This is a genomic window from Psychrobacillus psychrotolerans, from assembly GCF_900115805.1.
Lineage (GTDB): Bacteria > Bacillota > Bacilli > Bacillales_A > Planococcaceae > Psychrobacillus > Psychrobacillus psychrotolerans.
Window position 1 is genome coordinate 418,619 of the sequence record NZ_FOXU01000001.1, and the last position, 20,928, is coordinate 439,546.

At 36.3% G+C, this 20,928-nt stretch carries 17 protein-coding genes and 1 other RNA gene; 3 read left to right on the plus strand and 15 right to left on the minus strand.

What is annotated here, in order from left to right; genetic code table 11:
• Positions 1 to 1,668, plus strand: a complete 1,668-nt coding sequence (locus tag BM260_RS02270) for a b(o/a)3-type cytochrome-c oxidase subunit 1 (RefSeq protein ID WP_093534589.1) — start codon at positions 1 to 3, stop codon at positions 1,666 to 1,668.
• A 470-nt stretch (positions 1,669 to 2,138) separates the two neighbouring features.
• Here the strand turns inward: BM260_RS02270 and BM260_RS02280 are convergent, their stop codons facing one another.
• The 10 genes from BM260_RS02280 to BM260_RS18335 form a co-directional block, all read right to left on the minus strand.
• Positions 2,139 to 3,638 (minus strand): carboxypeptidase M32, encoded by a 1,500-nt coding sequence (locus BM260_RS02280; protein WP_093534594.1) that lies wholly within the window; start codon positions 3,636 to 3,638, stop codon positions 2,139 to 2,141.
• A gap of 17 nt (positions 3,639 to 3,655) precedes the next feature.
• Entirely contained in the window at positions 3,656 to 5,557 is a 1,902-nt protein-coding gene (locus BM260_RS02285; protein WP_093534596.1) for an ATP-dependent DNA helicase, read from the minus strand.
• Between the two features lie 56 nt (positions 5,558 to 5,613).
• Positions 5,614 to 6,741 (minus strand): THUMP domain-containing class I SAM-dependent RNA methyltransferase, encoded by a 1,128-nt coding sequence (locus BM260_RS02290; protein ID WP_093534598.1) that lies wholly within the window; start codon positions 6,739 to 6,741, stop codon positions 5,614 to 5,616.
• Complete coding sequence (locus tag BM260_RS02295; RefSeq protein WP_093534600.1) at positions 6,741 to 8,459, minus strand: putative bifunctional diguanylate cyclase/phosphodiesterase; 1,719 nt, start codon at positions 8,457 to 8,459, stop codon at positions 6,741 to 6,743. Before BM260_RS02295 ends, BM260_RS02290 begins: the two co-directional genes overlap by 1 nt.
• 106 nt (positions 8,460 to 8,565) lie before the next feature.
• An RNA gene (gene rnpB, locus BM260_RS02300) (RNase P RNA component class B) lies at positions 8,566 to 8,949 on the minus strand.
• 144 nt (positions 8,950 to 9,093) lie between these two features.
• A complete protein-coding gene (gene gpsB, locus BM260_RS02305) occupies positions 9,094 to 9,390 on the minus strand; it encodes a cell division regulator GpsB (RefSeq protein ID WP_093534602.1) in 297 nt (98 codons plus the stop codon).
• Between the two features lie 79 nt (positions 9,391 to 9,469).
• Positions 9,470 to 10,744 carry a ribonuclease H-like domain-containing protein gene (locus BM260_RS02310; RefSeq protein ID WP_093534604.1) on the minus strand — a complete coding sequence of 425 codons (1,275 nt, stop codon included), beginning with the start codon at positions 10,742 to 10,744 and terminating at the stop codon, positions 9,470 to 9,472.
• Positions 10,734 to 13,013, minus strand: a complete 2,280-nt coding sequence (locus BM260_RS02315; RefSeq protein ID WP_093535686.1) for a DEAD/DEAH box helicase — start codon at positions 13,011 to 13,013, stop codon at positions 10,734 to 10,736. The genes BM260_RS02310 and BM260_RS02315 overlap by 11 nt, the downstream gene beginning before the upstream one ends.
• Positions 13,006 to 13,374: a YppE family protein gene (locus tag BM260_RS02320; RefSeq protein ID WP_093534606.1), complete on the minus strand. Its 369-nt coding sequence runs from the start codon at positions 13,372 to 13,374 to the stop codon at positions 13,006 to 13,008. Before BM260_RS02320 ends, BM260_RS02315 begins: the two co-directional genes overlap by 8 nt.
• Before the next feature lie 75 nt (positions 13,375 to 13,449).
• Complete coding sequence (locus BM260_RS18335) at positions 13,450 to 13,605, minus strand: hypothetical protein (protein ID WP_175496162.1); 156 nt, start codon at positions 13,603 to 13,605, stop codon at positions 13,450 to 13,452.
• A 183-nt stretch (positions 13,606 to 13,788) separates the two neighbouring features.
• Between BM260_RS18335 and recU the strand changes: the two genes are divergently transcribed.
• Together recU and BM260_RS02330 are read left to right on the plus strand one after the other, a co-directional pair.
• Entirely contained in the window at positions 13,789 to 14,388 is a 600-nt protein-coding gene (gene recU / locus BM260_RS02325) for a Holliday junction resolvase RecU (RefSeq protein WP_093534608.1), read from the plus strand.
• 21 nt (positions 14,389 to 14,409) lie between these two features.
• Entirely contained in the window at positions 14,410 to 17,112 is a 2,703-nt protein-coding gene (locus BM260_RS02330) for a penicillin-binding protein 1A (RefSeq protein ID WP_093534610.1), read from the plus strand.
• A gap of 95 nt (positions 17,113 to 17,207) precedes the next feature.
• Here the strand turns inward: BM260_RS02330 and BM260_RS02335 are convergent, their stop codons facing one another.
• The 5 genes from BM260_RS02335 to BM260_RS02355 all read right to left on the minus strand — a co-directional run bounded on the left by BM260_RS02335 (position 17,208) and on the right by BM260_RS02355 (position 20,918).
• A complete protein-coding gene (locus tag BM260_RS02335) occupies positions 17,208 to 17,756 on the minus strand; it encodes a PadR family transcriptional regulator (RefSeq protein ID WP_093534613.1) in 549 nt (182 codons plus the stop codon).
• A gap of 73 nt (positions 17,757 to 17,829) precedes the next feature.
• Complete coding sequence (locus BM260_RS02340) at positions 17,830 to 19,017, minus strand: YhgE/Pip domain-containing protein (protein ID WP_093534615.1); 1,188 nt, start codon at positions 19,015 to 19,017, stop codon at positions 17,830 to 17,832.
• A 244-nt stretch (positions 19,018 to 19,261) separates the two neighbouring features.
• Positions 19,262 to 19,555, minus strand: coding sequence for a YpoC family protein (locus tag BM260_RS02345; RefSeq protein WP_093534617.1), 294 nt, complete (start codon positions 19,553 to 19,555; stop codon positions 19,262 to 19,264).
• Positions 19,542 to 20,198 (minus strand): endonuclease III, encoded by a 657-nt coding sequence (gene nth, locus BM260_RS02350; RefSeq protein ID WP_093534619.1) that lies wholly within the window; start codon positions 20,196 to 20,198, stop codon positions 19,542 to 19,544. Before nth ends, BM260_RS02345 begins: the two co-directional genes overlap by 14 nt.
• A 9-nt stretch (positions 20,199 to 20,207) precedes the next feature.
• Positions 20,208 to 20,918, minus strand: a complete 711-nt coding sequence (locus BM260_RS02355; RefSeq protein WP_093534621.1) for a DnaD domain-containing protein — start codon at positions 20,916 to 20,918, stop codon at positions 20,208 to 20,210.
• Between the last annotated feature and the right edge of the window lie 10 nt (positions 20,919 to 20,928).

Here is a 20,928-nt window from a genome sequence, read left to right on the forward strand (position 1 = left end):
ATGACAACTATTAAAGAAAAAGCACAAGACTTTGTAAGAGTTGATCGACGCGATGGGAAACTGGCACTAGCTCATATATATGTAGCATTTATCGCTTTATTCATCGGGGGGCTTTGTGGATTATTACAAGTCCTTGTCCGCTCAGGTCAATTTACACTCCCTTGGGGGATTGGCTATTATCAAGTATTAACTATTCATGGGGTTTTATTAGGTCTTATCTTAACAACTTATTTTATATTAGGTTTCCAAATTGCTGCAATTAGTAGAACGTCCGGTACGTTAACAGATAAACAACGTTTAGTCGGCTGGATTGGTTTCTGGGTAATGACTGCAGGTACAGTTGCTGCTTCCATAATGGTATTACTCAATGAAGCTTCTGTACTGTATACTTTTTACGCACCACTTCAAGCACATTGGATTTTCTATGTAGGTATGGCATTAGTAGTAGTTGGATCTTGGATAGTAGCTATTGCACAGATTATGAAATATGTGGAATGGCGTAAAGCAAATCCAGGGCAACCTAGCCCGCTCTTATCATTTATGGTAATTGTCAATTTGGCTATGTGGATTATCTGTTCTCTTGGGGTAGCTGTAGAAGTAGTATTCCAACTAATTCCATGGTCACTAGGTTGGGTGGATAAGGTTGATGTATTGCTTTCTCGTACATTATTCTGGTATTTTGGTCATCCTTTAGTGTACTTCTGGTTATTACCTGCCTACATGGTTTGGTATGTAATTATTCCTAAAATTATTGGCGGAAAAATATTCTCTGATGCATTAGCAAGACTTTCCTTCATGTTATTTTTACTCTTCTCCATTCCTGTTGGTTTCCATCATCAATTGACAGAACCCGGGATTGATTCGTTCTGGAAATTCTTACAGGTAGTATTAACAATGATGGTTGTTATCCCTTCATTATTAACGGCTTTCTCTATGTTCGCTACTTTTGAGTTACGAGGAAGACAACTGGGTGGTCGTGGATTATTCGGTTGGTTCAAAAAACTACCATGGAATGATGCTAGGTTTACAGTTCCATTTATCGGTATGGCTGCATTTATCCCTGCTGGTGCTGGCGGTATTATTAATGCTTCTCATCAGATGAATGCATTAATACACAACACTATTTGGGTAACCGGACATTTCCATTTAACACTGGCAACGACAGTTGTACTGACTTTCTTTGGAGCCGCTTATTGGTTAATACCTCATCTTACGGGTAGAGTATTGACGAAACAAATGAACAAGTTAGCAATTATTCAGGCTATTGTTTGGGCATTTGGAATGTCGATCATGTCAGGTGCAATGCATGTTGTAGGATTAATGGGTGCGCCTCGTCGTTCGGATTTCTCCACTTATGGTGGTGCACAACAAGCAACTGAATGGATACCTTATCAAATAGCACAAGCAGTTGGAGGAACAATTCTTTTCATCGGGATCATATTAGTACTTTATATTGTTGCAAATTTATTATGGTTTGCTCCTAAGGGTGAAACAGAATTCCCTGTTGGTGAAGTTTCAGAGAACGCGGAAAAGACTCCAATGTGGTTGGAGAATTGGAAGATTTGGTTAACAATTTGTATTGCATTAATCCTATTTGCTTACACTGTTCCAGTCTTTGAGATGATTCAAAATGCTCCTCCAGGTTCAAAAGGTTATAAATTCTGGTAACAATAAAATATTAAAAAATGGTTAGTCGAGACTTATGTCCAGGCTAACCATTTTTCTATAGTCCACTAGGAACAGAGAAGCACCCGTTCAATTAAAATCAATAAAAATAATAAATACCAAAAACAATTCCCTTTATAAGAAAAACCGGGTAAAAAACGCCCAGTCTTCTAAAAATTGAAACGTAGATATGCCGTTGATATCCGCTCCGGGCGACGCTTTCCATGTGCACGGCTTCAGCTGCTCTCCTCACTACACTCAGTCCAGGGTCTTTAGCAAGCTCACCCCTCGGAAGGCCAACAGGGCACGAAGGCGTTGCCACATGGCGCTCATAGCATTTGAACCCCACCTGAATGGAAATCAGTAGTATTATTCATTCTAAAAAGTTCTGTAAACCCAGTGTTTATACTGCATATTATATACTTTTTTTTAAAAAGACCCAAGCAACATTCGTCGCTTGGGTCACCTATTATTTAAAGTTTATAGATTTTTGTATACTTTTCTTCTAAATAATCAGCAAGGTATTTACCGTTAAGACCTTCACCTGTTGCTGCCTTCAGAATATCTAAAGGTTTTTTAAGAGCACCATACTGATGCACGTTTTGTGTAAGCCATTCCTTGATAGGTGCTAAATTGCCTTGTTCTAACAAACTATCAAACTGTGGAATATCCTTTAGCATCGCCGCTTTGAATTGAGATGCATAGATATAACCAAGAGCATAGGACGGGAAGTAACCGAAACTAGCCCCAGCCCAATGGACATCCTGCAAAATTCCTTCTGCGTTAGTAGATGGACTAACACCCAAATATTCTTCGTACTTAGAATTCCAAATTTCAGGGAGATCTTCTACTTTTAAATCACCGTTAAACAATCCTTTTTCAATCTCATAGCGAATCATAATATGAAGAGCATATGTCAGCTCATCCGCCTCGATCCGGATTAAAGAAGGTTTTACTTCATTGATAGCTCGAAGAAAGTCTTCCACAGGAACTTCCCCAAATTGTTCAGGTGAATAGCTTTGTAGCTTTTCATAATTTTGTTCCCAGAACTTTGGATTACGTCCTACAAAATTCTCATAAAACAGTGATTGAGATTCATGAATACCCATGGAAGCCCCACCCGCTAAAGGTGTACCTGTTAACTCTTCTGCAACATTCTGCTCGTATATCGCGTGACCACATTCATGAATAGTACCAAATATTGCCGAACGGAAATCGAACTCATCATACTTAGTCGTGATGCGCACGTCACCTCTATTTAAACCAGTAGCAAATGGATGCACTGTTTCATCTAATCTTCCCGCATCAAAATCATATCCAAGCTGTTTTAGTATATCTAAACTAAAGGACTGTTGTTTTTGTTTATCAAAAGATTGGAACAAGAAATCTGTTTTTGGCTGGTTTGGAGATTCTGAAATGCGTTTTAATAACGACACAATTTTTTCTCTTAGTTCATTAAAAACTTGATCTAAAATTTCAGTCGTCATGCCAGGCTCATACTGGTCCAACAATACATTATAAGGATTGTTATCTGTAACTCCCCAATACTCTACAAAGTTCTTTAGCGTAGCAACCATTTCAGTTAAATATGGTTGGAACATAGACCAATCATTGTTGTTTTTTGCTTCTTCCCAAACAGATTCTGATTTAGATTGAAGAATTACAAATTTCTTGTATTCATCTGCTGGAATTTTCTTGCTGAGATTGTATTCCTTTTTTACTTCTTCAAACACACGTTTACTTACTTCGTTTACAGAATCCAGCTCAAGTTCCATCTGGTCTAGTAATTCTTTAAGATCGTCTGAAGTCGATAAATTAAATACATCCGTTGCAAGTACTCCTACAACTTCAGATCTCTGATCAATACCTTTTTTCGGAGCACCAGTACGCATATCCCAATAAAGCACCCCTAATGCTTCTTGATAAGCACCAATTTTCTTCACATAATCTAAAAAATTTTGTTCTACAGACATTTCTATTCCCCCTTGATTCATTTCGAAATTGGTGTAGGTAATACCCCTGTAAATCTACTTTCTTGTAATGCTTCTTCTTCATTTAACAATAAATGAATTTCCCCGTAATCACTAGATGTACGGATCAAACGCCCAATACCTTGTTGTAATCTTAAAAGCATAAATGGCAATTCTACTTCCTCAAATGGATTGTTAGAGAAAGAACGTTTTGCATCAAATAGTGGATCTACAGGTGGAAATGGTAGATCGTAAATAATAACTCTGGTTAAGGCTTCTAAAGGTAAATCTAACCCTTCCCAAAGATGATAGGAACATAAAGTGGAGTATTCTCCATTTTGGAATTCTTTTACAATGGTTGAAAGCTCCCGATCTCCTTCAAAGACGATATCGCTTCTATCACCTATAGTAGCTCGGAAAGAAGCCATTGCTGCTTTGGATTTAAACAAAATAAGGGTTTGCATTGGGTTATTTAATAGTTTCTCCACATGATAAGGCTTCTCTTGCTGTTCCATTTCCTCCGTGTATATCTTCATCACTTCGTCATAATCAAATGGAGATGCCACAGAGAACGATTGGAATTTTTCGATTCCTAAAGAATCTGCAATATACGTAAAGTCCTTTTCTATAGATAATGTAGCAGAAGAAAAGACAATAGGAATTTTAGAAGTAAATAGCTTCTCATTTAAAATGTCCGTAACTAGTCTCGGCATAATGATTAACGTTTCATAACCATCAATGATCTCTAACCATTCAATTCCGTCCCCTTTTTCGGTGAATAACCGAAGAGAGAATGTATATTGCTCTAAAAATTCTTCTACCATACGCAGTTCGTATTCAGGAATCGTATATAACTCAGACTCGAACACAAATTCTTCTAACAAGCTATCAGTTACTCGAATTGCCTGTTTACACAATTCCATTAACTCGAAAGATTTATCAACCTTCATGCGATCGGTTTCTTCCATGTTACTACCAATACGTAACAAACCAAATATCTTATCGTGTAATTCTTGGAGAACTTCCATTAAGTTCAATGTTTTTTCTCGCACACCGTCAACCATTACTTTTTCCAGTAATCGAATAAGTGTTTCACTTTGAATTTCGTACGTTAAAGCTTTTTGAGCAGCGAATTCAAGTAAATGCCCTTCATCTAATACGGCCATTGATACCTCGGGTAATAATGGCATTTGACCTTCACGTATACGAGATTCTTTTGTCCAAATATGCTCCATTAAAAATTCATGTGAGCAAATGATTAAGTCTGTAGACTCACGATAATGCTGGCGATGAATTGTTTGTCCACAACGATTTCGCAAATCACAAACCATACATTGCTGAGTTGGATGATAATTAACTTTCTGCCAATCCTCATCGCTTACTCCAGCAAACTGACTGCGCTCTCCATATGGATAAATTTTTTGCATAGATGAATGTGCATATACAAAGTCCGGAACTTGATCTTCAATTTCTTCTAAGAAATATTCATTATCATCATCTTTTTGTGCTTCTTCTAATCGCTTCAAACATAAATATTGATCACGTGATTTTGCTAATCGCACATCAATTTTTATATCTAAATAGTTTTGAAGTTTAAAAATATCTCCAGCTTCTTTTACAAGTTGTTCAATTAGTGTTTCATCTGCGCATGCGATTAAAGCCGGTTTTCCAGAATAACGAGCATACGCAATAGCCGGAAGCAAATAAGCAATGGTTTTACCAGTACCTACTCCTGCTTCAGCAAATAGCACATTTCTTTCTTTTAACGTCTTTTCAATTTGATATGCCATGAAAATCTGTTCGTCGCGACACTCAAAACCTTTTTCGGGTAATTCATCATATAATACATCACCCATCCAGTCTCCTAATGATTCGAAGAAAGAACGGTCTTTTGAAAGTTGGAATGGTAAAGCTTGCTTCATCTAAAAACTCCCTTAAATAATAATATAACAGCAAGGGGAACTAGTCCCCCTTACTGTTATGAACGTTTACCCCAGAACTGATAGTAGTCCGTTCGAATAAATCCATTAAATAATTTACGCTTCTTAGTTGCACGTCTACCGTATACATTCTCAAAGTTTTCCATAGACGATAACATATAGACAGACCAGGAAGGATATTGGCTCATTAAATACCCTAGTTCACCAATAACCTGCTCGATTTCTTCCACTTCACCAATACGTTCTCCGTAAGGTGGGTTACTAACTATTACTCCATCTGTCAAAGATGTAGTAAAATCCTTTGCATGCATTTGTTTGAATGTGATTATGTCACCAAATCCAGATTCAAATGCGTTTTGTTCCGCAATTTGAATCATTTTAGGATCAAGGTCTGAACCGAAAATTTGAAGTTCTTGATCATAATTGGCCAATGATTCTGCCTCATTACGTACTTCTTCCCAAACTGTTTTTGGCATCCATGGCCATGCTTCACTATGAAAATCGCGATTAAACCCTGGTGCAATATTTTGTCCAATCATTGCTGCTTCAATCGGAATAGTACCGGATCCACAAAAAGGATCTACAAATGGTCGGTTCGGATTCCATTTAGAAATTTTCACTAAAGCTGCGGCAAGTGTTTCCTTTAGTGGTGCTTCCCCTTGTCCATGGCGGTAACCACGTTTATGAAGACCTGCACCACTTGTATCTATTGTAATGGTAGCTATATCTTTTAATATACTTATTTCCAGTTTGAATGTTGCTCCAGATTCATCTAAAAAACCAGTTCTTTTATGTGCTAATTTTAAGCGTTCCACTACTGCTTTTTTTACTATTGCTTGACAGTCTGGTACGCTGAATAATGTTGATTTGACTGATTTTCCTTGAACCGGAAATGCTGCATCGACAGGTAAATACTTTTCCCATTGTACAGCTTTTGTGCCTTCAAACAGTTGATCAAAGGTTTTTACCGGAAACTGAGCAGCTACTATTTTAACTCTGTCTGCAACACGTAACCAAATATTTGCACGCGCAATTGCACGCTCGTCCCCTTCAAAATAAACCTTGCCATTTTCCGTTGTTGTTTCATATCCTAATGCTTTTACTTCATCTGCAACGATTGATTCTAATCCCATAGCTGACGTTGCTACTAATTTAAATGTTGTCATTATATATTCCTTTCCTGTCTATAAATTTCCCATAACTCGATAAAATCCATAAGCTCCTTTGCCGCTAATGGTTTACTATAATAATATCCTTGAATGATATCGCAGCCCATTTGCTGTAAAAGCTTTACTTGACCTATCGTTTCTACTCCCTCTGCTACAACTTTTATATGCAGCCGATGAGCCATTAATATGATTGTCTCTACAATAGCTTGCTTATCTTGTAAGTTAGTAATTTGTTGAATAAAACTTTTATCTATTTTCAAATAATTTAGTGGGAATCTATTCAAATAACTTAGAGATGAGTATCCAGTTCCAAAATCATCAATTGAAATTTTAAAACCCATTGCTTTTAGTTTAACAAGTTTATTTACTATATCGTCTGAATCCTTCATCACTGTACGCTCTGTAAGCTCTAATTCCAATAGGTGCGGACTACAATTATATTGCATAAGTATAGAATTTATACGTTCTATAAAATCATCCTGTTGAAAATGGACAGATGCGATATTAATGGACACCGGTAATATATGTATCTTCCCTTGAGATCTTGACTCCAGTATATCCAAACAAACTTTTTCTAATATTACCTCACTTAAAGGAATAATTAGACCAGTATCCTCCGCAATTGGTATAAATTCAGCGGGTGAGACAAAACCTAACTTAACATTGTTCCATCTTACTAAAGCTTCTACCCCAATTATATCTTGTTTAGCTAAACCGATTTTTGGTTGATAGTAAATGAAAAAGTCTTTATTTTGAATAGCTTTTCTGAGCTCTGCTTCTAGTATAATTATTCGTTTAGAGTCTTTCTTTAAATCATCAAAATAAAAAGCATATTGGTTTCGGCCATTTTGTTTTGCAAAATACATGGCCTTGTCTGCTTTATTTATCAATTTCTCAATATCTTTACCATCTTGCGGAAAAATACTAATTCCTATACTTGCAGTGACATATACTTCTGTATCATTTATGAGAAATGGTTTGTTAAAGAGCTTTGTAATATCCTTAGCCAAGTTTGCAGCTTCTTTTTGATATTCTATGTTGGATCTAGAAAAGACAAATTCGTCTGCACCATAACGAGCAAAAATATCGGAAGAACCAGCTATCGAGTTTATTCTGTTAGTAACCTCTATTAATATTTGGTCACCTACTTCATTCCCCAAGGTGTCGTTTATCTGCTTAAACCGATCTAAATCAATAAATAATATAGCATGACTATGTATAGAATTATTTACTTTCTCAAATAATAATTCATTAAAAGCATTTCGATTCAGAATATTGGTTAATAAATCGGATTGAGTTAGTTCTTCAAGTTCTTTTTCCGTCTCTTTTTCTATAGAGATATCGGAAAAAACCCCGTAATAATTGGTGAGCTGCCCTACTTTATCAAATACGCTATAAATAGAAAGAATTTCTGGATATATTTCTCCATTTTTTCGTCTATTCCAAATCTCGCCCCTCCATGATCCATTGGAGCGAATTTTAGACCACATTACTTTATAAAAATCGGCATCCTGTTTCCCGGATTGTAATATGTTTGGATATTTCCCGAGTATTTCAGATGACCGATAACCTGTAAGTGTCTCAAAAGCATTATTTACCATAGTAATTTGCATTTTTTCATTTGTAATCATAATACCTTCAGTTGTTGACTGAAGAATTTGTTCCAATAATTCAATTGAAAAGCTCTGTAAACGTTCGGGTGGTTGTTTTTTCATAATCTTTTACCTCCCCTATTACGTAATTCTGTAAAATTATTCATATAATAGAAAAGCTCTCCGTTAATGGAGAGCTTCTTAGTTATTAAATATAGCCACTCATACACTCAATAAGCCATGTTTTGTTTCCACGGTACTCAAACGGCGCATTACCTCGTACGTATGTGGACGGCAATCATCTATCTACAGATGAAATCTGTTTTTCTATCCGTTCAATTCCTTCAAGAAAATGCCCCTACCATAATTTGGGTTTCTCACTCGTGGGGTTTACCTCGTTCCACCTGTATAGTTTCCTATACAGCTCCGTCACTGTGGCACTTTCAGAGATTGTCAGCCATATCCTAAGACTTAGGCCTTCATCCCGCCGTTAGCTATTAATAGCTACCTTAGTTTATTTTTTCACTAAGCACGAACACTACATTCATCGCAGAATTGTGTGAGCATGGACTTTCCTCTACAATGTCTAGCATTGCAGCGATTGCCCGAATATATAAGTGGTATTTCCATTATATACGAATCTCCAAAGTTTTTCAATATAAGATTATGCCAAATTGTCTTTAGCATCTTTTTTTGTAAGTCATGCCCGATTAGTCTACAAGTAGAGCTGTGATTTCTATAGGAGACTTAGTAATAATTATTCGTACAATTTACTACCAAAAACATGTTTTTCTAGATGTGAAAGACGCTTTAAAATATCAAAGTTAGTTGCCCCAGTTTGCGGTGCAACAGCTTGTGTTCTCTTTGGCATTTCCTCTAGTTGTTCTTTTAGTTTATTATTTTCTAATTGGAGTTGTGCAATTCTTTTTTCATAAGCCTCGTAATCTTGAATAACATCGTCTAAAAAAACATCTACTTCTTCTTGGTTATAACCTCTTAAACCCGTTTTAAATTCTTTTTCTAATATATCAGATGCCTTTAGTTTAAATTCCATATGGTATCTTCCTTCCATCAACAATTCGCTACTCATATTATAGCATATCGGTGTCGAATAATGGAGTTTTTTCAGCCGTTTATATGCGTTTTTTGTTATGTTCTGCGCTTTCCCGGGAAATATTTAACTTCCGAATTATTCTCATTTCTCTCTTAGTAAGTTCCTTTTTCAAGCGAGACTGTACGTCTTTATTAAGTTTTGCTTCATATTCTATGCACTGCTGCGTCATTTCTAAAGCTTTTGGGAAATCTTTTACTTGATGTTCGAATAGCTTTGCCAGCTCAATATAAACCTCTATACGATATTTCCCGGAAATCTCTTTCAATGCTTGTTCAAACGCTTTCAAACTGTCCTCGTAAGAACGAGCTCGTTTTAAATGGAGACCCACGAAATAGTAAGCGATACTAGTCTCTTCTGTTGAAAAATTATTTACGACAAAAGTAAACCAATCCATACTTGTATTCATCGTTTTTAAATCTCTAAACCATTTAGCGATATTAGTATAAGTTGTGGCTGTTTCCACTACATCTTTTTCTTGAAGTAATTCTACGGAGAGAATATAAAGCGTTACAAGCGATAAAATATCCCATTCATTATGCTTTAATACCTTCATCAAATTGATAGGATTACCACTTTTCACTGCATCAAAATAGATTATTGGTGCTAGGTGACCAGGTATATCATTTTCTCTTTTAAATCCAAGCTTCATTTCCTCTATTTGCTTTAACTTAAAACGCTCTAATTCACCCTTCCAAATTCTTTTAGAAGAATGCATTAAGTCAATTTGATGATGGTGCTTTAATCGTGGTAAATCGTTTCTATTCATCGTCCATCTTGATAGCAGCTGGGGAAGGTCAAAACTCTTCCCGTTATACGTAATAATAGTCTGTTCGTTTACCCAAAAATCAGTCGCCTTTAAGAAACTTACCTCTTGACCTGGATCAGCTAGCACAAATTGAGTAAGCAAGAACCCATCCTCCACTTCCTTTAACACTCCGTTTAAGAAAATAAGTACTCCCGCACCTTTTAACCCGGTCGTTTCTGTATCATAAAAACAAAAGGGACTTTCTTTAGTAATAGTTAAAGGATGCGTCGGATAGACTTCCTGCATAAACTTTATTGCCTGTTGTAGTTTATTAAGCCCAATATTCCCATGTATATGCCCCAAAGGATAAAAAGTTTCCTTTACAAAGTAAAATCCTTTTTCTTCTTGTATAAATTTTAACCCTGCATTTTTCCATGGTTCAACGTAAAAGGGAAGCGCCATTTCTGACTCTTCCTTTTTTACTACCTCTTCAATTGGCTTCTTTTTCACTAAATTCTTCATTTGCATGAGTTTTTTTTCATACGACATGGCGGTCCACCTGCAATAAATGAAGTAACTTAATCACTTCTTCCTTTAGATTCAACTCCGCGTCTTGAGCACCAATACATGCAGGGCAGCCATGCATACAAGAGCAACTCTCTACCTGAACTGTTACTTTTGGTACTAACTCATTCCAAAGATCAAACATTCTTTCAGAGAGACCGATTCCACCTGGATAACTATCATACATATAAAAAGTCGGTTTTTCTCCGTGAATCGATTTAACCTGAGGCACAACATGGATATCCTTCGCATCACAATGAATAAATAGCGGGATAAAAGCATGTAACGCATAAGAAACCCCTGTCATTGCGTCTGACAACAAAGTGTCTTTCCAGCCGTCTGGTTTATCAAAACTAAACCAGGTAGAAGAAGTATGTAATTCTATTGGTGGTAAATGGATTTGACCAGAACCGATATTATCATGTGTATCAAACTTAATCTTTTTGAATATAGTTGGTTGTGCTAACACTATAATGTCACCGAATCGAAGTATCCCAATGTCAGCTTCTTTTGCTCTATCTTCGCTTAATACTTTTAACTCAATTGCTATATTAGCATCTGTAAAATAATCGACATCGACTTCTCGCACAAATGCTTTTTTCTCTTCCCAGTCTAAAATTTCTACTTGGAATTGAGTTCCCTGATGTAAGTAAATAGCTTCTTCGTGAAGTAATGTCATCGCACTATATTGATCCATTTCACCAATAACCCTAGTTTTAGTTGGAATTGATTGATCGATAATAATAACATTCTCTTGAGATGCGGAACGTAGGCTTATATTACTTGCCGGAAAACTATCAGACATCCAATGCCATTTTTCTGATGTTTTTAAAAGGACACCTTCACTTTCAAGAAATGCTAGTAACTCCTGTATAGAAAATTCTGCATACATATCGGCAGGTGAAAAAGGTAATTCAAAGGAGGCACATTTTAAATGATCCATTAAAATTATCATATTATCCGGATGAATCCTTACTTCTTCTGGAGACTGTCCAAGAAAGTATTCAGGGTGTTTTACTACATATTGATCAAGAGCGGTAGACCCGGCCACATATATAATAAGTGCTTCATCCTGTCGTCTACCTGCTCGTCCAGCTTGTTGCCAAGCACTAGCAATGTTCCCTGGATATCCCGTCATAATACACGCCTGCAGCTGTCCAATGTCGACTCCTAACTCTAATGCATTGGTACTAACAACCGTTCTAATTACTCCCTCTCTTAGTCCCTTTTCAATAGTCCTTCTTTCCGAAGGCAAATAACCGCCTCGATAACCTCTTATTGTTTGATCATTAATCTTTTTACTAACTAAGGATTGTAAATACGTCACAAGCATTTCTACTCGCACACGGCTCTTCGCAAAAACAATTGTTTGAATACCATTTACATATAACTCCTGTGCCAAATCTCTAACTTCTAAAACGGCACTCCTTCTCACATTAAAAACTGGATGGACTATTGGAGGATTATAAAATATGAAATGTTTTCTCCCCGCTGGCGCACCGTTTTGATTGATCAATTCATGAGGTGTATTCGTTAAATTTTCAGCTAGTTCCTTTGGATTTTTGATGGTCGCAGAAGTACAAATAAATTGTGGATTGCTTCCGTAGTATGCACAAATTCTTTTCAGACGTCTTATAACATGTGCAACATGACTCCCAAAAACACCCTTATATGTATGGATTTCATCTATCACAATATATTTTAAGTTTTCAAATAGAGTAACCCATTTTGTATGATGTGGTAAGATACCCGAATGCAACATATCAGGATTAGTTAAGACTATATGTCCAGACTTCCGAATTTTTTGTCTAATACCCGGGGCTGTATCACCATCATATGTGTAACTTAGTATTTCTTCCCCTGTTGCTTCAATCAAATTATTTAGATCGCTTTTTTGATCTTGTGCTAATGCTTTTGTTGGAAATAGATAGATTGCCCGTGAGGTTGGATCTTCCATAATCGATTGTAGTACTGGGAGATGATAACAAAGTGACTTTCCAGAGGCTGTAGGAGTGATCGTTGTGTAAGACTTACCAGATGACGCTGAATCGAAGGCTAGTCGCTGATGTATATATAACTGATTTACACCACGGCTTTTTAATGCCTTTTGAATGGACGAATGCATTGTCTCTGGAAATGGAGCATAAATTGCTTCTTTTTCTTCGGTTGTGTGAATATGTTCAATTTGTGGAAAGCGATTTTCATCCACTTTCCACGCATCTAATAATTGATGAATGCTTTGTTTTTCAAGCATATTCATCCCCTACTTCCTTAATAGCTTGAATAATTGTTTCTAGCGTGTATTTGGATGAATGGACAGACGAAAGAAATCTTTTTTTGCTTGTCCCTTTATAGTAAGATTGCACGATAAACTGTTTCATGGATTCAAGTAATGAGTCAATTTGGCTTGGGTGGACATATTTTGGACGTTTCACTTGAATCCATTTCCGGACCAATTGTTCCCATTCCAGACAGATCTCATCTATTTTATATGCATGTGGTTTTACATCTATAAAAAAATCTGGCTCTTTATCAAGTTCTCTATATTGATGAAAACGTAAAATGCAATCATCGCATTCTTTCATTAGTTGGTTGCTAAGCTTTAATAATGACAAAGTGATCCCTCGCATTCTATTTACAGTTTAGCAAATTCACACTAATATTACTAGTTCTAAGCGAACGTACATTCCTTACAATTTGTTTTCAATTTTTTCTAGCTTGCCTAATAATCGAAATGAGTTTTTACTAAAATCCTCTTCAAATTTATCCTGCTCGTCATTTAATCTCGTTTCCAATAAAAATTCTAGAAGCTCTAACTGATCTATTAATCTTTCAATTTTGTTCATTTTATAGTCCCCCTTTTTTAGTATTTATTCGCTGGATTTATTTACTCTCCTTCCTGTATGACAAAGCATCTTCTCGATAGACAAAACAAGTGCCTACTCGACATTTCGGAATATGAAACCTTCTTTAATAGCTGTTCGTCTAATCTACTTGTGATAAACTAATAGCATAAAGAGGTGATTATTTTGGCTATTCATTATCCAAATGGAAAAGCGTATGTCCCCGTGATCCAAGCAACAAAAGAAAAGAAAAAGGATTACTCATTCAGCAATAGGGGTAAGACGTTAGAGGACGAAATTAGTGATGCAAATGAATATTATATTGCGCAGGATATAGCTGTTATTCATAAAAAGCCGATACCTATTCAAGTCGTCAAAGTAGATTATCCCTCAAGGAGTAGTGCTGTTATTAAAGAAGCTTACTATCGTACTCCTTCTACAACCGATTTTAATGGAGTATATAAAGGGAGATATATTGACTTTGAAGCAAAAGAAACGGAAAATAGAACAGCGTTTCCCTTAAAAAATATTCATCTTCATCAGGTAGAACATATGAGAAAGGTTTCTAAACAACAAGGGATTACCTTTTTGCTCGTCCGTTTTTCTGCATTAGATCGTTATTTTTGTTTGCCATTTGAACAATTATCATTGTTTTGGGATAGAATGCTAACAGGAGGAAGGAAGTCTATTGCCATAACTGAAATGGAATCACATGCAATAGAAATTACTCCAAGATATGCACCAAGAATTGATTATATAAAAATAGTTAATGACTTGAACGTATAAAGTGAAAGTGAGGAGACGTTTATGAGTGAGCAAAAAATGACTCGTGAACAACGAAGAAAACAATTACAAAAAAAGAAACAATCTAAAACACCAGCTAAAATGTGGGTAAAAAGAATTTTATTAACCATTGTCATTATTGGTGTCGTCGGACTTATAGGTGGAGGGTCATTATTCGCCTTCTATGCTAGCAGTGCCCCTGAGCTCGATGAAACTTCATTAAAAGATCCAATTAGTCCAAAATTGTTAGACGCTAACGGTGATCTTTTCGCAACAGTGGGGGCGGAGAGCAGGGAATATGTCGCTTATGACGATATTCCACAACAAATGGAAGATGCGATTATCGCTACAGAAGATGCTCGTTTTTACGATCATTTCGGTGTCGATGTATTACGTTTAGGGAAAGCCGTACTCGCTAACCTCACAAATGGTTTTGGTGATCAAGGAGCAAGTACGATTACACAACAGGTCATAAAAAACTCGTTTCTTACAAATGAAAAAACTTTAAAAAGAAAAGCACAAGAAGCTTATCTTTCCATAAAGCTTGAGAGAAAATATCAAAAAGAAGAAATTTTTGAAATGTACTTTAATAAAGTACTAATGTCTGGAAGAATTTACGGTTATGGGACAGCAGCTCAACATTTCTATGGTAAAGACCTAAAAGACCTTACTTTGGATCAATTCGCAGTTCTTGCAGGTATGTCACAACGTCCAAATGCGTTTAACCCGTTTAAAAATCCAGAACTTACAAAAGATCGAAGAAATGTTGTATTACATTTGATGAATCTACACGGCAAAATCACAGAGGAAGAAATGAAAGCAGCTCAAGCTGTCCCTATTGAAGAGGCACTACTACCCGAAGATCAACGAGTTGCTAAACAGGATTCTAAATATGATGCTTTTATAGATATCGTTTTAAATGAATTAGAAGCAAATGGAGATGGGGGTGCTATCTCTGAAGGGATTACCATCTACACGACATTACAACCAAATGCTCAACAACAAGTAGAGAAAACATTAAACTCTGATATGTTCCCTACTGAAGATATCCAGTCAGCCGTATCAGTAATCGATACGAAAACAGGTGCTATTGCAGCTGTTGGTGGTGGTAGAAATTATGGAGCTGATAGAGGCTTTAACTTTGCTCAGGACATGACAACACGTTCACTAGGCTCAACGATTAAACCACTGATTGATTATGGTCCAGCTATAGAATACCTAGGCTGGTCAACAGGACAAACAATTACCGATGAAAAAATTACCTATACGGGAACTGAGCAAGTAGTACGAAACTTCGATGGTAAATACAAAGGTAAGATGACATTTAGAGAAGCGTTATATAATTCTCGAAATGTTCCTGCAGTTAAAACACTGCAAGAAGTTGGTACAAAGAATGCCGCAGAATTTATAGACCGATTTGGAATTGATCTTGGGAATATAACAGAAAGTAGCGCAATCGGCGGTACTTCTAAGGCAATGTCCCCTATTCAATTAGCCGGAGCTTATGCAGCTTTTGGAAATAGCGGAGTCCATACAGAGCCATATTCGATTAATAAAATCGTATATCGTGATGGAAAAACAGAAAAAAATTATAAACCAAAATCTAAAGAAGTTATGAAAGATTCTACTGCTTATATGGTTACCGATGTATTACGTGATGTATTGACAAAAGGTACTGGTAAGCGAGCTGCAGTAAGCGGTTTAGATATTGCTGGTAAAACAGGAACATCTAACTATAGTAAAGATGATATGGATAAATGGGACCTACCAAGTAGCGCCTTTCCTGACGTTTGGTTCGCTGGATACACAACAGACTACTCAATTGCTATTTGGTCTGGATATCCAGAGATGAAAACACCAATGACAACGAATGAGGAACGTAATCTTCCTCAAAATATTTTCCATGAAGTTATGGCTAACATTTCTACAGACACAGCGAATGAGAAATTTAAGAAACCAAGTTCTGTCGTAGAAGCCACAATTGAAAAAGGCTCAAGCCCTCTTAAACTAGCAAGTGAATATACACCTGACGAACTAAAACTGACGGAACTATTTGTAAAAGGCACAGAGCCAACCGCAGTTTCTGAGGAATATGAACAACTCGAATTGAATTCACCATCCAATCTTTCTGTGGATTATGATGAACTAGCTTCTACTGCTACATTATCTTGGGATTTTGAACAAGAAGATTTAGAAACGGAAGTTCAATTTGAAGTTGCCGTTAAGGTAGATAACGGAGCCAATGAATTAATTGAAACGACTAAACAAAAAGGTTTAATCATACAAAGTCTTATTCCAGGAAGCACATATATGTTCAGCGTTACCGCAGTCTCAGACGGTATCCGAAGTGAAAGTGTTTCCGTACAATTAACGTTAGATGCTGAAGTTGAAGAAGAATTAGATGAAATTGAGCCAATTGAAGAAGAGCCAAAAAATCCAGACGGCTCGAATAATGGTAATGAAAATAATAATGGCAATAATGGCAACAACGGTAATGGAAATGGAAACAATAACGGCAATGGCAATGGTAACAACGGTAATGGGTCAGATTCAGGGACAGATCCTGGTGCAGGTGGTGCAAGTCCTGGTCCTGGTGCAGGAACAGAAAAGCCTGATGATGGATCGACTGTCCCTCCAACTGAAGGTACTGGAGGTACTGGAGGTACTGGAGGTACTGGAGGTACTGGAGGTACTGGAGAAAATGATGATACTGGAACAACCCCTTAATAATAAAAGAAGCAGATCTTGACTAATGTCAAGATCTGCTTCTTTATTTATGTTAGATTTAGGCTATTTAAGTGCAATGCTCTCCACATACTATCTCAAGATTCATATATATCCCTTTTTTTCAATTTAGCAATTAAGTTCTCGAGCCAAGTAATTTCATTTATGATCGTATCTGAGATATAACCATCCGCAAAGTCCACCATTTCCTGCACAGTATCCTCTACGCGAATATGACTATATATATCTTTTAATTGTAACTGCTTCGAGTGCAAACTTTCTAGCTTTTTCTCCAAAATAAGAATGATGTGGGATTTCTCTACATAACGTAAAAACATTAACCCAACGATTACTTCTGCTAGCTTATTTGCTTTTTCAAATAGTTCATATATTTTTTTAGGCAGGATCTCACGACCCTTTTCAGTTATGGCATAAACCTGTTTATCTGGTCGATTTTCTTCCTTGATGACTTCTACCTGCTGGATTAGCCCCTGCTTTGAAAGAGATTCGAAATGGTAGTATAGTTTGCTTTCTGTTAAATCACCTATTTTATCAAAAGGAATAGGATCTGATAATTCTTTTTTTAATTTATAAGGATAATTATCCTCTTCCATTAACTTACTTAAAATATAAATCTGGATTGACATAATACACCTCCATACTTAATTTACATTAGAAGTAATAAAGCTTCAACCATGTAACATGATTGAAGCTTTATTATTAATTATTTACTATTGGCTGAGCATTTACTGGGACGCTTGTAGTTGCGCTTGCTATTGCATCCATTGGTACGTCTTTGTGAACGAATCTCACGATGATCATATTGATAATCACTGCACCGGCTGCTACAGCTACTAAGCCCCATAAGAAAGGAGATTGTTCTGTAGAACCGAACATAACCGCATAATACGATTGGACGGAATAGTACATAGGTGAAATATGACTAACGAAGTTAAAGTAACCATACATCATTTCACGAGGCATTGTCGCACCGTTCGCAATCGTTTGTGATAATAATACAGGAATATTAATAATCATACCTGCTTCACCAATTAAGAATGTGAAGATTGCACATACATTAAATGCCGCCATATATAACAAGATTTGTTGACCTGCAAGTTTTAATATAATACTTGTATCCAAATCTGAAATTGAAAACGCCACTATTAATGCAAAGATCGTTGAAACAACTGCGATGATTAAAGCTGAACCTTGTACATAAGTGAATAATTTTACTTTAGACGCTTTACCACGGCTAAGTTTAAAGGCACCGACTAGTTGCATTGCCGCAATCATTGCTCCTACATAACAAGCCATCGTTAAGAACATAGGTAACATGCCGTTGTGCATGCCATCTGGCACATCATTCATGATGACATAGTTTCCTACATAAGCCGTTTCGATTTGCTCTGCTATTGCAGTCGCTTGCTCTTCAGGTACATTCATATTTAATAATACACCTTGAGCCGTTTGTGTGGAGAAGCTTGTACTTAACTGGTTGTTAATTTCTGTTACAACTGAGCTCATTGCTGATGAAACCATTGTAGCTGATGCTTCGTTTACAGTGAAATCAATTTGAGCTGATTCACCTTTTTGAGCATTTTCTGTAAATGTCTCAGGAATATGGATAACTAATGCATACTTGTTATCTCCTAATTTATCTAAAGCTTTTTCATTTGTTAACTCTGTATCTATCTTAAATGGTAAAGATTCGGTCAACTGTTCCGCTATTTGTGAACCGGATTCACCAGCATCATCATTAATAATCGCAACTTTTAGTTCATCCATATTACCGGGTAATGCTGAATAGCCTAATAGAAAAATTAATAGCATAGCTATAGCATAAAATATGCCCATAAAAATAGATGCTTTAAAGCCTTGTAAGTTTAAAAATTGTTTGAATTTCATTCTTTATTTCCCTTCTTCAACTAAACTTCGATTAAAGTACTTCAATTAAAGTACTTTGCTTTAACTATATTAAATTATTATATTATAAAAGTAAAGATGTTTACTATGCCTTTTCCCTTCCCTTTGGTATATGTTATTAAAATAGACACATTTTTGATGCTCTCCATTATTTCATGAAGGATGATGTCATACTCCCTTAAGCTAATTCTACTAAAATCTAAAAAAGCGAATGAATCTCTTGGATTCACTCGCTTTTGGATTGTGCACGTATACGCGCTAATTTTTTCTTTGTTTCTTTAAAAAGCTCATCGAGTTGAACAAAAGCAACATGTTTATCTATATTGGACTTGATAAATGTAGTGCGTTCCATATAGTTAAGAGGTGTTGCTTCTTCTGTCTCATCAAGTATATACATTAGCTGATGAATACCCTTTCGCATAAGCTCACTTTTTTTCGGATCTTTATTTCGGATTAACTGAAGTAGTTCTTCCCTAATTATTTCCCATTCATCGAAATAACGTTGATTATTGTGGGACAATCTTATTCATCCTCTTCTTCCCTTCTCTACAAACCGAGAGTAAAGGGCATTCTGGGCAATTTGGGTTTTGCGCTTTACAATGATAGCGACCAAAGAAAATTAGCTGGTGATGCGTTTTTGACCATAAATCAATGGGTGTTTTTTTCATTAACGTTTCTTCCACCTGTAGCACAGAATCTTTCCATCTGCAAAGACCTAATCGCTTTGAAACTCTTTCCACATGTGTGTCTACCGCAATCGCTGGAATGTCGAATGCAACCGAAACTACAACATTAGCCGTTTTCCGACCTACTCCTGGAAACGTAGTGAGTAAATCACGGTCAGGCGGCACTTCTCCGTTATACAATTCTATTAGCTGCCTACTCAGTGCTTGTATATTTTTAGCCTTATTTCGAAATAAACCAATCGAACGAATATCTGTCTGTAATTCCTCAATGGATACAGCTAAATAATCCTCTGGATTTTTATACTTTTGAAACAAGTTTTTTGTTACTTTATTGACTAACACATCTGTACATTGTGCGGATAATAGAGTGGCAACTAATAATTCAAATGGATTCTCATGAACTAACTCACAATGTGCATCTGGGAACATTTGCTCCATTTCATCTAAGCAGTAGAGCCATTGTACCTTTGTAAGCAAAGTTTACACCTACTCTCTTTCTTCTAACCAGTTGTAAAATGGAACCTTCACACTAGACGATGGCTGTTCCGTTGGATTTTGAACTGGCATATGCTGTCTAAATTGTGCGGACTGATTTTCAGCAGCTTCCACTGTTTTAATATTTTTCTTCTTCCAATCAAATAAAATTCGATCTATATAACGCAGACTAAGTTTTTGAGAAAGTACTGCTTCTTTTAATGCCAATCGAATCAACGATACAGAATGTTTGTCTTGGTCAAACCACATACCAATTGTTTCACATTCCATAGGAGATAATAATCGACCAAATTCTTGTTCGAATAATTTATATATATCCCCTTCCTCCTCTTTACTGTGAAGGTCTTTATCGTCGTTTTGTAGCTGTTCCATATAATCTACTAATAGCTCCCATAATAGATGAAAGGAATAGTATTCATAATGTATCCCATTTTGATCTAGATGCTTTTCTATTTGTATTAACCCCTTCTGCATAAGGCGTTGCAAAATAGTTATTACTTTATCTTCACTAAAATAAGTACGTTCCACTAAGTTCTGTGGGGTAGGAAAATGATTTCCTGCTTCTCCATAAGCGATTAAATGCAATAAAAGAATAGCTTCCTCATCTCTAATATTGATCGCTTTATAGTGACTAAAAAAAAGCTGGGAAATAGTTACATTTCCCTGCTCAGTCCAGATACGGAGTCGATCTCGCTTTTGCATGCTCGTACTC

Bases quoted from the DNA above. Each gene is read 5' to 3' on its own strand.
- BM260_RS02270 (WP_093534589.1), top strand. From the start codon at position 1: ATGACAACTATTAAAGAAAAAGCACAAGACTTTGTAAGAGTTGATCGA.
- BM260_RS02280 (WP_093534594.1), bottom strand. From the start codon at position 3,638: ATGTCTGTAGAACAAAATTTTTTAGATTATGTGAAGAAAATTGGTGCT.
- BM260_RS02285 (WP_093534596.1), bottom strand. From the start codon at position 5,557: ATGAAGCAAGCTTTACCATTCCAACTTTCAAAAGACCGTTCTTTCTTC.
- BM260_RS02290 (WP_093534598.1), bottom strand. From the start codon at position 6,741: ATGACAACATTTAAATTAGTAGCAACGTCAGCTATGGGATTAGAATCA.
- BM260_RS02295 (WP_093534600.1), bottom strand. From the start codon at position 8,459: ATGAAAAAACAACCACCCGAACGTTTACAGAGCTTTTCAATTGAATTA.
- gpsB (WP_093534602.1), bottom strand. From the start codon at position 9,390: ATGGAATTTAAACTAAAGGCATCTGATATATTAGAAAAAGAATTTAAA.
- BM260_RS02310 (WP_093534604.1), bottom strand. From the start codon at position 10,744: ATGTCGTATGAAAAAAAACTCATGCAAATGAAGAATTTAGTGAAAAAG.
- BM260_RS02315 (WP_093535686.1), bottom strand. From the start codon at position 13,013: ATGCTTGAAAAACAAAGCATTCATCAATTATTAGATGCGTGGAAAGTG.
- BM260_RS18335 (WP_175496162.1), bottom strand. From the start codon at position 13,605: ATGAACAAAATTGAAAGATTAATAGATCAGTTAGAGCTTCTAGAATTT.
- BM260_RS02330 (WP_093534610.1), top strand. From the start codon at position 14,410: ATGAGTGAGCAAAAAATGACTCGTGAACAACGAAGAAAACAATTACAA.
- BM260_RS02335 (WP_093534613.1), bottom strand. From the start codon at position 17,756: ATGTCAATCCAGATTTATATTTTAAGTAAGTTAATGGAAGAGGATAAT.
- BM260_RS02340 (WP_093534615.1), bottom strand. From the start codon at position 19,017: ATGAAATTCAAACAATTTTTAAACTTACAAGGCTTTAAAGCATCTATT.
- BM260_RS02355 (WP_093534621.1), bottom strand. From the start codon at position 20,918: ATGCAAAAGCGAGATCGACTCCGTATCTGGACTGAGCAGGGAAATGTA.